This window comes from Aliifodinibius sp. S!AR15-10 (assembly GCF_031569985.1).
Taxonomy (GTDB): domain Bacteria; phylum Bacteroidota; class Rhodothermia; order Balneolales; family Balneolaceae; genus JAMQKA01.
This window is the reverse complement of the sequence record NZ_JAMQKA010000003.1, coordinates 240,453-256,324: the sequence shown is the minus strand read 5'-3', so window position 1 is coordinate 256,324 and position 15,872 is coordinate 240,453. Positions and strand designations below refer to the sequence as shown.

15 protein-coding genes are annotated in these 15,872 nt (G+C 37.0%); all 15 read right to left on the bottom strand.

Annotated elements, in window-relative coordinates; all coding sequences use genetic code 11:
* Positions 1-217: 217 nt before the first annotated feature.
* Entirely contained in the window at positions 218-961 is a 744-nt protein-coding gene (locus NC796_RS03945) for an ElyC/SanA/YdcF family protein (RefSeq protein ID WP_310682312.1), read from the bottom strand.
* A 194-nt stretch (positions 962-1,155) separates the two neighbouring features.
* A complete protein-coding gene (locus NC796_RS03940; protein ID WP_310682310.1) occupies positions 1,156-2,169 on the bottom strand; it encodes a hypothetical protein in 1,014 nt (337 codons plus the stop codon).
* 252 nt (positions 2,170-2,421) lie between these two features.
* A complete protein-coding gene (locus NC796_RS03935; RefSeq protein ID WP_310682308.1) occupies positions 2,422-3,051 on the bottom strand; it encodes an acetyltransferase in 630 nt (209 codons plus the stop codon).
* An 825-nt stretch (positions 3,052-3,876) separates the two neighbouring features.
* Positions 3,877-4,482, bottom strand: coding sequence for a sugar transferase (locus NC796_RS03930; RefSeq protein WP_310682307.1), 606 nt, complete (start codon positions 4,480-4,482; stop codon positions 3,877-3,879).
* A gap of 19 nt (positions 4,483-4,501) precedes the next feature.
* On the bottom strand, positions 4,502-5,806 hold the full coding sequence (locus tag NC796_RS03925; RefSeq protein ID WP_310682306.1) for a hypothetical protein: 1,305 nt from the start codon (positions 5,804-5,806) through the stop codon (positions 4,502-4,504).
* A gap of 101 nt (positions 5,807-5,907) precedes the next feature.
* On the bottom strand, positions 5,908-7,044 hold the full coding sequence (locus tag NC796_RS03920; protein WP_310682305.1) for a hypothetical protein: 1,137 nt from the start codon (positions 7,042-7,044) through the stop codon (positions 5,908-5,910).
* Between the two features lie 24 nt (positions 7,045-7,068).
* On the bottom strand, positions 7,069-7,956 hold the full coding sequence (locus NC796_RS03915; protein WP_310682304.1) for a polysaccharide deacetylase family protein: 888 nt from the start codon (positions 7,954-7,956) through the stop codon (positions 7,069-7,071).
* A gap of 221 nt (positions 7,957-8,177) precedes the next feature.
* Positions 8,178-8,747: an acyltransferase gene (locus NC796_RS03910; protein ID WP_310682303.1), complete on the bottom strand. Its 570-nt coding sequence runs from the start codon at positions 8,745-8,747 to the stop codon at positions 8,178-8,180.
* On the bottom strand, positions 8,734-9,522 hold the full coding sequence (locus tag NC796_RS03905; RefSeq protein WP_310682302.1) for a glycosyltransferase family 2 protein: 789 nt from the start codon (positions 9,520-9,522) through the stop codon (positions 8,734-8,736). The genes NC796_RS03910 and NC796_RS03905 overlap by 14 nt, the downstream gene beginning before the upstream one ends.
* A gap of 29 nt (positions 9,523-9,551) precedes the next feature.
* The gene (locus NC796_RS03900; RefSeq protein WP_310682301.1) at positions 9,552-9,785 is read right to left on the bottom strand and encodes a hypothetical protein; all 234 of its coding nucleotides are present in this window, start codon (positions 9,783-9,785) and stop codon (positions 9,552-9,554) included.
* Entirely contained in the window at positions 9,778-10,905 is a 1,128-nt protein-coding gene (locus NC796_RS03895; protein WP_310682300.1) for a glycosyltransferase, read from the bottom strand. The genes NC796_RS03900 and NC796_RS03895 overlap by 8 nt, the downstream gene beginning before the upstream one ends.
* 5 nt (positions 10,906-10,910) lie before the next feature.
* Positions 10,911-11,996, bottom strand: a complete 1,086-nt coding sequence (locus tag NC796_RS03890; protein WP_310682299.1) for a glycosyltransferase family 4 protein — start codon at positions 11,994-11,996, stop codon at positions 10,911-10,913.
* Positions 11,997-12,021: 25 nt separating this feature from the next.
* On the bottom strand, positions 12,022-13,890 hold the full coding sequence (gene asnB, locus NC796_RS03885; protein WP_310682298.1) for an asparagine synthase (glutamine-hydrolyzing): 1,869 nt from the start codon (positions 13,888-13,890) through the stop codon (positions 12,022-12,024).
* A gap of 666 nt (positions 13,891-14,556) precedes the next feature.
* Positions 14,557-15,432 carry a hypothetical protein gene (locus NC796_RS03880; RefSeq protein WP_310682297.1) on the bottom strand — a complete coding sequence of 292 codons (876 nt, stop codon included), beginning with the start codon at positions 15,430-15,432 and terminating at the stop codon, positions 14,557-14,559.
* A gap of 183 nt (positions 15,433-15,615) precedes the next feature.
* A partial coding sequence (locus NC796_RS03875; RefSeq protein WP_310682296.1) for a hypothetical protein occupies positions 15,616-15,872 on the bottom strand: 257 nt, incomplete at its 5' end.

Here is a 15,872-nt window from a genome sequence, read left to right as displayed (position 1 = left end):
GCTCTTTAAGCTGGTTCGTTTTCTAGGTCACCCCGACAGCTCCAGTCTGTTACTTGTCCCTTCAATATAGAACGTTTTACTAACGGGAATCTAAAGGTTCGTTTTGGGCCAAGCCAAAATGAACACCTCAATGCTGGATTTAAAAATTAGGACTCTTAATTCCAATCTCACAATCATTTAAACAGAAATTACTTTTCGAGGAACCCTAATTACTGCTTCATTTCCGTAAACGATACCAGAGAATTCCAGCATATTCCGTTATCCCTATTCGCATATTTTCAATATTTTTCATCGCTGGTAAACCAATCCATTTTCGTTTCCAGCTTCCTTTTAGCCTGTAATTTGTTGGTGACGGTACAGGTTTTATACCAAAATGCTCAAACACTCTCGTTGCCCGCAGCATATGAGTTGCACTTGTCACCAAGATGAGTGGGTGTGTATTGCCAAAAGTTTCTGCATAAATCTTCGCCTCTTCATAGGTATTTCCAGGCTCTTTTTGAACGATCGTTGCCTCTTCATCTACTCCCAGCAGAATTGCAGTTTGCTGAAGCATTTCGGCCTGGGTAGTTCGGCCACTACCTGAAAAGCCGGAAAGCACCAGCTTACTATTGGGCAACATGCGGTGCAGTCGTACTCCTTCATTCAATCTCCCAAGAGCATTTAAAGAAAGTAATGAATTTGCAGGTAGCCGGTCATCAAACCCATGTCCACCACCGAGAACTAGAATGTGGAATGCTCTTGTCCTATCGGCTATCTCTGCTATTTCTATCGGTTCATACCGATCCTCGAGTGAATTTATAACTTGAGTCGGTATTAAAGGTGTGGAAACCATCAGAAACCACACACCCGACGATATGACCAGCCATTGGGTTATGTGCTTCCTTTTCAAAAACCAAGATACCATAACAACGAATAGTAATAGCCAAAATATATTGAATGGATCAATTAGGAATTTAATCATAAGATCTCGCAGCTATACAGCTCAAAAAAATATTGTAACGTGTTTTACCGGTTACAAATAGGCCTTAACTCCCAATTAATTAAGGCTAAGTTATGATAGCCTACATGGCTAAAATAGCTGAAAAAATGCAAGGTTTTTATGCTAATACCCTTCAAATATTACCTCGGGGGCATCCAGCTAGAATCCCGAATGAGTTAATTTGATTCTATTTCCCTGATGAAAGATTCAACCATCCATCCAAAAGGATTAAACTCACCCTCATAATAATTTAAATCAGAATCCCAATACCCGGTATGAAATTCTGTTTGACCGAATCCATAACTCATTTCAACGATAACAGGATTATCATTATCAAGGATAAAATCAAAGGCCACTGTTTGTAATTTCAGCTTTTCTGCAATTTGAAAAGAGATTTTTAAAGCCTCCACCGGGACCTTGCTGGTGTCGAAATCAAATAAACCACTGCCAGAAGCTCTGAAATCATTCTTCCTGACTTTGCGTCTCGCCCCGGATGCCTTTCCATCAATGATGTTAATTCGTATATCATGTTTATTCCCCGGGATAAAATCCTGGAAGTAGATATAGCCTTTTTCCCGGCCTGCTATGCGATCAAATTTCGGCCGGTATCCGAGGCGTATAAATGCTTTTACCATGTCGGTCCATTCTGTCTTGCCGAGCCTGTATTTACGCCACCTTTCCTTAAAATTCAACACCGGATCATACTGCCTGAAGCCCAATTTAAACGCTTTATAAATACATTTTTTTGCTGTGGCAGCATCTTCGACTAATCGTACATTGGTAGAACCTGCCCCTGATCGTAGTTTTAGTACCTTGGGGAAACTTGTGTTTTTTACCCACTTCAATGCTTTGTCTTGGCTGTAAAAAACATAGGAGGGAACGAGTGGGGCATCTATAGCTTCAAGTAGATACTTTTGACCTACTTTGTCATTAAAATGCCAAGAGGTATAAAAATCGGGAAACACCCTGATACCTGCAGCATGCAATGAAAATATTAGTTGTTTGGCAAACAATATATCTTTAGGCTCGGACTGGTGGAAGTGCCACATTAGGCCGTCACAATCTGAAATGTATTCAATGATGTCATTTTGATAGCAGTCCACCAATTTAAAAGGAATTCCATTCTCCGAACAATATTCGATCCACCTCTTACTGAATCCACTATTTTTTTTATGTATAGCAATTTTCATAATTGTAAGTCTCTCTTGTCATTTCAATTTCAATAAAGCTAAAAACTATATCTAGCTTTACGAGACAGATTTTTCACTGATGTTATGCGACTCTCTGTTTTAGTAGATTTTTAAAGGTTATATTTTAACAAATAATACTGATACCCGCTACTAAGCGAGGTTGCCACCTGGTGGATTGAAAAAGAATCCTAACCGGTAAGCACGTGCTTGTAATAATTTCACCCCAAAATATAACCCATATTCATATCCCATTTACGAGATCAACTTTGCCGGTACTCCAACAACCGTTGATCCAGGTTCTACATCATGAATAACCATACTTTGCCCACCAATAGTACTATCTTTTCCAATTCGTACATCTTGTATTGTAGATACCCCGATCCCTATATCTACCGCCTCTTCAATGGTAGTATGTCCTCCTGTATTCACTCCGGGAGCAAAACTTGAATAGGCTCCCACTCTTGTATGGTGACCAAGGGAACAATTTACATTTATAACCACAAAATTTTCGATTTCGGATCTAAAATTAATAGTTGTTCCCGGATAAATTATACATCCTTTCCCAATTGATACCTCATTAGAAATCCATGCTCTGCTGTGAACAAGAGATGGAAAATGTAGAGAGTAATTTTTAGATATTTTTTTAAGGATCTTGCGTTTAATTTTTGGGAACGCAATTCCAATTACAACAGATGCATTTGTTAGTTTCAATACCTCATCGGTTGAACCTAATACCGGAAAACCAAACTGTTTAGTCCCGATTTTTTCCTGATCGTCGTCAAAAAAACCTTCTACTTCATATTCTTCCGAATACTCTTCGATGTTCAGTGCCACATGTCCTCCTACACTGCCCGCGCCGACTATATAAAGTTTTTTCTTCATTCAAACCGTTCTTTCAATACGATATTTGTGAAAAAGACCAACCAGAAACATACAATAGAGTTTTTAAATAAATATTTATTGGGAATGTCTAATAATTGATTCGTACAATTTCAGGATGTTAGAATAATTTTTTGACTCAATAATATGGTCTTTCACAAGCGCCTTATAATTTTCTTTCTTGGGATTTGGCATAGGACTGTCCAATGTATTTCTCCTTATCCCATTATAAGATCCTTCAGCTTCCAAGAGAGCTTCATTAGAAAATACACGATTTTTACTCAATCTATCTTTAATTTTATCTAAGACATCTTTTGGGGAATTAATCAAATCTTTAGAATGAATTATTGATATTTCATCTTTGTTTTTTAAAACAAAATCATAGTAGAATAAATAGTCAGAAATAAACTAGTCCAATAATTTATCATCAATTGAAGTACTGACTTCTTGGCCACGCGTAGCAAAGTGCATCAAATATTTTGAAGATATGCATTCCATCGGATGACGAATTATAATAAATACCGGTAATTTCCTTGAAAAGGCCATTTTAATCGGTGCCACAGTATGAAGGTGATGAACAGTGTTTACCTCTGGTAACAATTCTTTGATTAGATGAATTAGAAATGTATTTCCTGACCTTGGATATCCATCAACGTATGCATTCGTATTTTCCTGGAAGAAATGAATATCCAGGCCTTTCCTTTTTCTTACCATGTAGAACCAAAGATTAGAAAGCACTATGTTACTGCAAACTATTTTTCTCAAAAGTGTTACCATTTGATGTTTTTTTCTATGAATTCTGAATTCCCAGCGGCAATGATGCTGTACCTAATTGTTTCCGTTAAAAGGCTTCATTGGTCGGGTTTCCGATTGGTTAATCCCCTCTCTTTTCAGGACTTTTAAAACCGTCAGCCACAATATTTTCATGTCTAACGTAAATGAAAGATTTTCGACATAATACAGATCGAGTTCAAATTTTTTGGTCCAACTTATTGAATTTCGGCCATTAACCTGAGCCCATCCTGTAATACCCGGTTTAACTTCATGTCTTCTCCTCTGCTGATCAGAATAAAGAGGTATGTATTTATATAATAAAGGACGAGGACCTATCAAGCTCATGTCCCCTTTTAGGACATTCATCAATTGTGGCAATTCATCAAAAGACATTTCCCGGATCCAACTACCTATTAAGGTTATCCTTTCAATATCAGGTAATAGCTCACCATTCTCATCTCTCTCATCCGTCATGGTTTTAAATTTAATTAAGCTAAATGGTTTTTCTCTCAATCCGGGTCTCCGTTGATAAAAGAATACTTCTCCGTTGTTTTGAATCATCAGTGCAATAAAAATTAATACCAGTAGCGGAGATGTGAGGAGCATAACAAAAACGGAAATAACGATATCAAACAGTCTCTTTAAAAATAATCTGTACATGCCGTCTCTCCTCGTTAGGCTAGTCAGTACCGGTCCATTTATTAACTACTTTTTTTCTTTTGCCAGAAGCTAACAAAGGAATTTCCGAAACATACTCCACCCGTATTTTTGCATTCTCCCCCAAATATGTCTTGAATTCGTTAATTAGTTCTTCTTCCCTATTGAACTTATCTTTGGGGTTTAATTTAAAGTAATAGCTATTGCTCGATTCCTGAACAAACTGATACTGTTTTATATCTGTGTATTTCCACATATTATTTGTCACAACAAATGATGAAACCAATTCCTTTTTAGTGTCGTAGATCATGTCCATCTTTCTTCCTTCCACCTTTGACAATACAAACTCTCCGGAATCATTGAGATCAAGCGTTCCAATATCACCTGTATCGTAGCGAATCATCGGCATGCCGTAATTGAAAAGATCTGTAACTACAATTCTACCAGGGCTTCCAACCGGTACGGGTTTATCACTGTTTACCTGGAGTACTTCAAAAAAATAACTTGCTGAATTTAGGTAGAATTCCTGTCCCCCTCCCCTTTTTTGCTGTGCTAAAATACCATTCTCAATATTCGAGTACCTTGATACCACTTCACAGCCAAAATATTCTCTCAAGCTATTTTTAGTGTAGCTATCAAGTGCTTCTGACATGGTGATTATGGACTTAACATTGCTCGAAACCCGTTTACTACCCGTTTTGTCCAGATATTTGCAGAGTGCCTCAAAAGCGGATGAATAGCCTAAAAAAGATTTAGCAGATTTATCTTTATTCAAGTCACGCACGAATTTCTCAAAAAAAGCATCCGACTGATCTAACACATTTTTTGGGATAATATTTTGTGTAAATGAAGTAAACTTACTTTTCTTGTTTTCATCATTCCAAATCTTTAGGTAGTACAAACGTTGACCAAGCTCATATCCAGCCAATTTTGCGAAGTACAGTGTATCAGCAGAATTTCTATATACTTTGTTCCGATTGTGTAACACTTTGAATGGCGTTCCGGTAGAACCACTGGTTACCGCAGGCTGAAGTTCTCCTTTTTTAAATGCTTTCGATACAAATTGTTCATAATTATCCCTGATAAGATTTTTATTGACAATGGGAAATGCAGAAATATCAGAATGGCTGTCTAGTTTGGCATAATATGGAGTGGTCTCAACAGCATGGGTTAGCAAGTCCATAAGATATTTTTCAACTTTCCTTTTTGAGTCAACGTCCCACTCGTCCAGAATAGAGGAAATGTCTTCAAAATGGTTTCCTACTTTCCCATCTCTCAATTTGTCATAAATCCAAAACGCTTTCTCTCTTGTCTTTTGAAATAACATAGCCTAGACAGTTTATATGGTTAATTAAGTTATTAAAAAATCTACTTAGTTCTCCATTTGGTAATATTAAATTTGGCTAATAATATACAGAATCAGAACCTTCATTCCCCTTTTTCAATTAAAGCACCAAGTTGATTTGCTGCCATAAATTCCACATCTGGCCACCGTTCAGTAATCTCTGTAAGCAGTTGTTTAAGTACCGACAAGCCCTTACTTCGATTCTCTTCGTCTATATGCCCACAAAAGTTAACCCGGTGCGAACTGATAATTGCAGGTCTATTCCAGCGAAAGGCTGCCTCAATTTGTTTGAGTGTATAGGAGACCCAATCTAAACCACGATTTTCTGTGGGTTCAAATACCACATTCCGGACTAAATATAGTTGTCCCAAATGATTTTTTTTACCAGTGTAATTAAATACTCTCTTGTATTCTCCCTTGCCCAGATGTTCTTGTTTCAACAAGTACGTATCCAGAAACTTTATACCATTTTCTTTTAGAGATTTATGAATGACAGGATGTTCACGCCCACCCGGTGGATTGAAATGTTCTGCCCGATATCCATACACCTTTTCAAACGCTTCAAGACCTTCGGAAATTAAATCAGAAAATTTTGAATTCTCCTCGAATTCCCAAAATTCAAAGGCAGCCATGGGTGAAATTGTTTTATACCCGCTTGTGGAGATACTGGTATAAGAGCGGTTCTTTAACGCCGTAAGCACATTGTGATCTTTTGATGCCAGCTTCTCTTTAAGTATCTTAAGATTTAAGTGCTCCCGCCCATGAAATTGAGGTACCATCAATCCCTTCTCAATGCCCTCCTGCAATAGTTTCCATGCCCCTTCATAGGCCTTTGGTTGCAGAGCTGACAACTTCTGGAAGGTTTCTGGCAATAATTCATAATAATACTCCTCATACCCGGTCTCAGCCATCTTCTCAAAGTTTATATTGCAGGGTAGTGCAAAAGGAGTGAAAACAGCATGCCTGCCATTGCAATCTTTTACAGAGGTTAATGTCTCATATAGCGCTTCTAAATCAGCCCGTGTTTCCAGGGTATCAAATGCATCAAATCGGCTGTATATTTTTAGCCCCTCGTTATCCAGGGCCTCACGTGCTTTTGGGGAATCAAGCCGAACATTGCCATAGTCGTCAACTGAGATGACAATAATTTTCCTTTTGGTTTTCCAACCAATAAGATTTTTGGCATTAAATACTATTTTTCTTTTTAAACTATTCATCATATCACCAGTTCCAAAAGTTGTAAGTCAATGAAGCATTTTTGTGTTTTCTGAAGTGGCGCACTCGACCAGGTTGATCATCTTACCAAACTCATAATTCTTCAACAGGTTCGACAGTTTGGGATAGACCGATTTCCTGTTGATCCACATCGACTTCATCTTATATCTCTTATAAGGGTTTGCTTTTTTCAGCTGTTCAAAATAGTAATCGGGATAGCTTTTGGTATCCAATTCATAAGGATGCAAATATAGCACCACCGGTCGCTCCTTTTGGATTTTCTCAAACGCCATTTTTGTAAACCAATATGGGAAAAGTCGTAAATACCCTCCGCCGCATACCGGAATTTCTTTACCCAGAATATTTATTGTGCTTAACGGGGCCTCTATCAGGTTTTTGCCAGAGGGGGTTTCCAGAACGTGAATATTTTTGCGAAAACCGGGCCATCCATAGCGGATACCGTTAATGGGCATAATGCTGCTATCGTAGGTGAATCCTGCTTCAGCAATTACATCCAATCCCCATTGGGTTTCAGGTGTAATTGAAAAGGCCGGAGCCCGGTGGCCGAAGACCTCTCTTCCAGAAATATCTTCGATTAACTTTTTAGCACGGCTTAGCTCTTCAAAAGCCTGTTCGCGTGTCATCCTGTGAAATTGCAGGTGATCATACCCGTGAACTCCCAGCTCATGGCCTTCCTCAGCAATATCTTTTACCAATCCTGGAAACATTTCTGCTACTTGTCCAAGCATAAAAAATGTTCCTTTCACATTAAATTGTCCCAACAGCTCCAGGATTCTGTTTGTCAGTGTAACAACCCGTGATGTTTGTCGTGATTTCACAGAAAAAACATCTCTCATGGCAAGGCTAACCCCGTCCTCAACATCTACTGTAAAAGAAGATTTAATTTTTCGAATCATTTCTCACTGAATTATAGGTTAGAACATCGAAAAATAGCCCCTTACATATCATCTCTCTCATAACGAATCCAAATATTTAATTTATTTTTTATAGTACTAAACAAGTTCTACCAGTATACTTTCTGTATGAGGATCTATTCTCTGAAACAAATTTTTTGCACTACTAAAGTCCGCCCCACACTTGAACTGATAAATCTCATTTGAGGTAACATAATTTTATATTATTCAGGTTCTAAATGCTTAACAACCTTTGCAGGGCTCCCATAAGCTATCGTCCACGGTGGAATATCTTTAGTTACAAGTGAACAAGATCCGACTATTGCACCTTCACCAATCGTAACACCTGGCATTACAACACTGTTTGTTCCTATAAGACATCCTTTTTTTAGATGTACTTTTTCTCTCTTATAAGGAAGTTTAGCATAATCACCTCCCTTAAAATATCCAGATAAATCCCTTTGGTGACATAAAATGACACACCTATTTGCAATATGAACCTTATCTTCTACAATTATCAGTGAGGGATTAGATCCATCCGGGAGTACTTGATATCCAATATATACATCTTTACCAACTTTGCATCCAAGCCATCTCCAAACCTTGGGCCTGATTAAGCGTGAATTAATGGGTGAAAGAAAAAACAAATTCAATCCATGTTGGATTAAAAAAGCATTCTTCAATCTTTGAAATGTTTTTTTAATTACATCGAAGAAACTGACAGTTCCATATTCTTCTTCTGAAAAATTTAACCCAAGAGACTTTAGTAATTTATAAGATTTACTCTGTTTCATATTTCTTTGTTAAATTGAACCATAAAGCCATTGTAAATTGCACAACTTTTCGAGAAAGTTTTAAAGGTACCATATAAAACGGAGGCTTCTCTCCATTAATAGCCCAACACTTAACTTGTAATCTTTGAGCACTGAAAATTTTATGATAGTTGCTGGTGCTCGTTCCGCCGATTGCAAACTTTAAAATAAATTCATCAAGCCTTTTTACCCTTATCTTATTAAAATAAAAATACCTTAAAACAAATTCGTAATCTCCGCTTCCACCCAGATCCGTTCGATATAGTCCGAACTTTTCAATAAGATCTCTTTTCAAATAGATACTTTGGTGTGACGGCATCCATCCAATCTTGAACAGTGATTTATTATATTCGGGGCTTTTATTTACCCGTATTATGGTACCATTACTTTTGATTATTACACTGTGTCCATAAGACGCATCAATATTATTTTCTTCAAAATTGTTAACAATTTTTTGAATAACATCCTTATCAAATAATTGATCTCCAGCATGTATTAATCCAAAAATATCTCCTTTCGAATTGATAATACCTTTATTAATTGCATCATAGATGCCATCATCAGGTTCAGATATAATTTTATCAATAAATTCAGCATATTCATTTACAATTTTCAAAGTTTTGTCTGAAGATGCCCCATCAACTATGATATACTCAATATTGTCATAACTCTGATTTTTAACAGATTCAATTGTATCTCTTATATCATTTTCATTGTTGTGACAAATAGTAATAATGCTAACCTTTAAATTACTCACAGTCATTCAGTTTTTAATAAATTACATTCTTAAATAAATTCAATAAAATCATTACATCTGTCATATCCTTTAAGAGGCCTTTGCAAAACTACACCATTGGGAATTGTCATCGCGTCCGCCAGCTGGCGGATTTCGGGGCGTAGCGATCCCCACACAAATGGAGATTGCCTCCCGACAGCTGTCGGGATCATTTCATTTGCTCCATTCGCAATGACATAGGGTTTTGCCCCCCCTTTAAACAGTTTTAATGCGCGTTCATACATTTTTCAGCAGGTCCTCTCCTATTTTTAGAAACGATAATGCACGTTCCCGTGGGGTGTTGATAGAATTATAAATACTTGTCCCCCTTTGAATTAGTTTATCCTGGAGCGAAGGGGTGTTCACCAATTCCATAATTTTATTTGCAATATCCCGGCCATCTACCGGATCAAAATATCTTGCCGCCTCCTTGCAAATAGTATGAGCAAAACCAAGATCCGATGTCAAGATAGGCTTTTTCATAGCCATCGCTTCCACATAAGAAGCAGAAAAACATTCCAGCAGCGTCGGTAAGAACATTACATCACATTCGCCGTACAAAGAGGGGCACTCATCAATATGTACCGGCCCAACATTGATTATGTTCTCTTGGTATTTTTGCTCGGCAAAATTGGCTTCAAACACTTTCTCGGGAAGAGTTAATACAAATCGTATGTTATAAACATCGTCGTAAAAAAGTTCATCCAGTACGCTTTTAATAATCTCCAGGTTTTTGTGCGGGTAGTTGGCACTGACCGTTAATAAACGCACTTCATTTTCTTCTCTTTCGAGCAGTTTTCTTGCCTTGCACTTGGGATCAAGAAATGCGCCGTTTACCGTGTTGGAAACTGTGAATACTCTCGCCTTCGGAAGCAGCTTTTTCACCCGCTCTTTTACATCGTCAGTTTGTACAACAATGGCATCAGATTTCTTGTAAAAGGATAAGTCAAACCTTTTTTTAAGCTCCCAGTAAATCTTTTTCTCAAAGGGAATTTTTTGAAAATAGGGCGATTCGGGGTAGAGATAATGAGGTATATTGAAAGCAGTTACGATTGGTGCACTGGGTTTCCAGTAACCGTGCCCCCCGGTAGAAATGACGAAATCAGGTTTAATTTTTTTCTCCAAATCGTCGTAATATCTGAGCGATTTATACAAATTGTATATACTTGATCCGGGGCGCTTTGCAAGCTTGTGGAAATAGAAATTATCTGAAAAGGTTTCTACATCGAGCAGACTCAGGATATTTTCACACAAAAATATGTGATACTCGTGTCCCGGAATTTCTTTACATTCATTGATGAATGAATGGGCTACCTGCTCTGCCCCTCCCTTATAGATAGAACTGACATTGATTATGATGTTCATATTAATTATTGCGTAATTAATGAATAAAACTTTTCCCCTATCGTTTCGATGGAATAGTTTTCAATCAGTTTTTGGGAGTTACAGCCCATCCTTTTCCGTAATTCAGGATCTTTAACTAACCTTCGTAGTTTTTCTTCAAATGTTTCTGTGTCAAAGAGTGGAATTAAGAATCCATTTTCTCCATCATCAATTAGTTCAGAGGGACCGGCTATACAATCGAATGAAATCACTGGAAGACCACTAGCCATCGCTTCGGCAAGTACATTTGGAAATCCTTCCGAACTGGATGTAAAGGCGAAGATTTTGCTTTTTTGATAAAATTCCTCTACATGTGGTACTGTTCCCATTAAAAGCACTTTATCTTCTAGATTAAGTTCAGTGATTAACTGTTCTAATTTTTTCATTCCGTTTTGCTTCTGAGAATTCCCCCCCACAATGTAAAGTTTCCAGTCAGGGACCTTTAGCCGATGAAATATTCTTATCAATAAATCAAAATTTTTTGTATCTACGAGCCTGCCTACAGATAAAATTGCATTTTCTTTTTGAACTTCTTTTTCTGATTTCATTTTATTAACTGGATTACCAATAACCGAAATCTCAGTCCACTTATATTTATCTTCATATATTTTTTTTGCAACCCTTGTTTGCACTACTACACCTGCTGCTTGTGGGTAGAGCCATCTACATAAAAATTCTTGGAATTTACCCTTTTCAAGTCCCGGCTCTGCCCTGTCAGCAACGTATTTTGGTATATTAAGTCCAATCGAAGACAATAGGAAAAGATTATTCCAATACTCACCAAAACTGAGGATAGAATGTGGCTCAATGGAACGAATACAATTCCTCAAAAAGAAAAGAGTTTTAAAAGTGTGCCAGGTTCGTTTAGAATTTTCAAATTTAAAGTTAGGTTTATGTACTACCACAGTCTCCGGGATACTATAAAAAACATCTCTTTCTCTTCCATATAGTACCAAATGAACTTCTGATTTCTTTTTTTTATCAAAATATTCCGCTAAAATTGACATAACCCTTTCCATACCTCCGGAACCAAGTGATGGAATAACCAGGCAAATTTTCTTTCTTCTGCTCATCTCAATGGTTTAATCTAAGTTTAAATCATAACCTGATTTTATTTCTATAAATGCTTAGCCAATGAGAAAGTACCAGCGCCTTCCATAATAATGGTCCATAATTCCCTTCATCACTTTTATGTTTTAATAATAGCTTTTTAAGTAAATTTTTATCTAAGATATGCTCTTCTTTCGTATCATTAAATGTACTATAGGCAAAATCGAATAATCCTTCTTTTAACCATTGTTTATAAGGTACACCAAATCCCCTCTTCTTGCCGTCCAATATCCTGTCAGGCACAATTCCACGTAGTGCTTTTCGGAGAAGGTATTTCTTATTCCCATTACGGACTTTTTGGGAAGAAGGTAAACTCAGCATAAACTGAGTAAGATCATTATCCAAATAGGGAACCCTTGCTTCAAGGCTGCAAAGCATTGTCGCTTTATCAACCTTTTCCAGGTAAGAGTGATTCAGTTTTATTTTAACGTCAGCATATAGCATCCTTTGAACAATATCTAAATGTTCATGTGCTGAGTTGAATTCTTTATAAATTTGGAAAGGATCATGAGCATTCATCTCTTTTCGGAAATCTTTTTTTATGATTTCAACAGGTGATTCATATGGTACCTCCTCAGTCAGGTAGAATGCCATTTTCATAGCATCGTCCTTTTGGTTAAGAATGTGAGATATTCTCTTCATACGAAGTGCCCACTTATTATTTGAAGGAATAAAGGGGTGAGAAATGGTTGATATTAATTTCCAAAAATGTAACCAATCGAGAACATTGTATCTCCGGTAACCTCCAAAGAACTCATCCCCACCATCCCCTTGTAATATCACTTTTTTATCTCTACTGCACTCCTTCGCCAATAGGTAGAGAGGGATATTGGCTGTATCTGAAAATGGCTCATCATATTGAAAAACAAGATCGCTGAAAATATCAGCAATATCCTCTGAGCTGGCTTTTAACTCATGGTGATTGGTGCCAAATTTATTTGCAACCAATGCAGCATTTTCCAACTCACTTTTTCCACCGATATTAAAATCGTATTCAATAGAATAAGTATCGAGATTGTTGTAATGGCGTGATGCAAATGCAACAATGGCCGAAGAATCTATTCCTCCGCTAAGCAGCACCCCTAATGGAACATCACTCATCAGCTGTCTTTTGACTGCTGATTCCAATAGATTACGTACATCTTTTGCAGGATCTTCATAGTGTTTTGAGTAACCGTTGGTCGTTGGCAGGGTCCAATATTTTTTTTGTGATATTACATCCCCTTTCTTCAGATCAAATGTTAAAACAGTAGCCGGTTCCAGTTTCTTTACTCCCTTCACAAAGGTATGTTCAGAAATAGTATTGCCATACCAAAGGTACTCCGCCAATCCCTGCCTGTCTATTTCAAAAGACTCCAGCCACTTGTACAACACCTTCGCTTCAGAGGCAAAAGCGAAATAATCTTCATTTTCAAAGTAGTATAAGGGCTTAATCCCAAACCGGTCTCTGATCAAATATAATTTTTCGCCGCTTTTGTGCAATATTCCCAAAGCAAAAATACCATTCCATTCTGGCACAACTGAATAGGAGTGCTTGGCAAATGTTTCCAACATCACCTCCGTGTCCGAGGTCGTCCGGGTTGGGATAGAATATTTACTTTTAAGCTCTTTGTAATTATAAATTTCTCCATTATAGGAACATATATAATCACTGTTGTTTGATGCGAAAGGCTGATTTGACCTGGGGTCAAGATCCATAATACTTAACCGGTAATGGATAAGAAGACAGTTCCGGAACAGTAAACTGTCATTGAAGTCAGGTCCCCGGTGGTTCATCAGTTTTGAGGCCTCTCTAAAAGAAGCAAATTCTGACTCCTCGATATTTTTTTTAGAAACTAATCCAGCTATACCACACATAATTTTTTCATTATTCCAGATATTGACAGGTTTCAGGTATTTACTGCATCATATGGCAAATAGTTCTTTTGTTATTACCAATCTCCATCCATCTCTGGTTATTTATATTTTTTAATAAGCTGGTCATGATGCTTTGTCTTAATCAATCGCCCAACTCCTTCTTGATGGTTGTCATTCGCGGAAATCGTTTAAACTATGTTTCTAATACCTGTTTTGACGAGTTCCTGAAAACCAAAAAGCTTTACTTTAAAAGTATTACAAGAGTTATGCCAATTAAGAAAACCCGTATTTTTAACAATTTGCGCGGATATTATTTAGAACGTAATTTAGGCCTCTATAACCTTATTGGTGATTTATAATTCCTCTGAGTAGAGCTATTTCGAAAATGATCATAGATCAATCCAACTCAAAGTTGAGTAATATTTACTCAGCTGACCGAGTAAATATTACTCAATTTTACCATGGTGACAGGTATTATCTAGCCCGTTTTATACAATATATAGCTGAAGTGATTTTATAGGCTGAAAGGAGACTTGCAGTAGCACTGTTGTGATCATTCGGTGTGTGTAACTGGAAAGCAAATATTCTAAGGTACGTAGATAGTAAATATTGGGCACCAATACCCCTCGACAGCATTTAATCACCTAGTGTCAAGAAGCATTTAAATCAAGTCCAATATGCAAACAGCTTATCCATCACCTTGGCTAAAGCCCGTTGGTTATTATTTAAACGCTTATATTGGAAACCCACATTAGGATTTATTTTTAAATCTTTTTTTAAACGAATAATGTTACCAGCCAGCATGTGAGAAGTCGAAAATGATTCTTTCCCATTTATCTGATCCATTAGGGGGTGTATCCCACGTAAAGACTCCGGATTATGAACATAGTTTTTATAAAAAACCTTACTTGAATTTACCCCTATACAAAAAATTTCAGTAGCAATATTTGTTACAATCCAGTCAACCACTACTTTCCAAGTTCTACTTGCGGGATTATCTTTTTCAATTCCGGCTTTGATATCCTTGGACGATGACTTTTTAGCTGAGTTTAAAACTCCTGTGAAGTCTCGGCAAAGATGGATAACCCGTAAATCAACAATTCTTGATAAAACTGCAATACGTTGTGGTGACTTCGAAGAATCTATTATTACAGATTTTCCCGTTACTTTTCTTAGTGCCTGAAATAATTGCAGCGTTGCCTCACAATATTTATCAAAATCATTTGATGGCCACATACGATTAAAAAGGGTACGTAAAGTTGACTTATTCCGTTCAAAACGTAAACGAAGATTTTGATATTGCTGGTAGTCTACCTCACAGTTGGCCTGCCATAATTGGATAACTTCGGACCATACCTCACAATCAGAAATTATCTTTTTACAAGAACAATATTCTTGCATTATAGTATCCCGCGTGATGGCTTTTAACTCTCCAGCACTAAAGCACTCATCATTTGATCCCAGGATAATATCCAATAACGTTGAGCCGGAATGACCATTACCTGCAATATAAATTACATTTATAGATTTATCCTTTTTCATCTATTTATTATCAAACTTCACATACTTATTTACTAATTATTTATCTAGCAAGAGTTATGCCAATTGAACAAAGTGAATAAGTTAACTTTAATAAAACAGGTCGCTTAAAAGCTATCTTTATATTCTTCAAAAGAATTAACAAAAAGCTCATATCTGAATAGAGTGCCACTTTAATTCTCAGGGTTAAAAGTTATTGCCTCCCACCCGAATAGTAAGAGAGCTATGACCCTGCACATTATCCTTACAACTTGTAGCATTTCCGTCAAAGTTATTATAGCTTAAATCAACCCATTTTAGATCTGTATTATCTACTCTTTGCCAGAACTCACAAGATATGCTACCCGTTATGCCATTATTATCGGCATCAAAATGGCGTAAATCCCAAAAATTAGGCCAGCCGCTTGAAGGGAAATTACCAGTTATGTTATTGTTTCCTATAG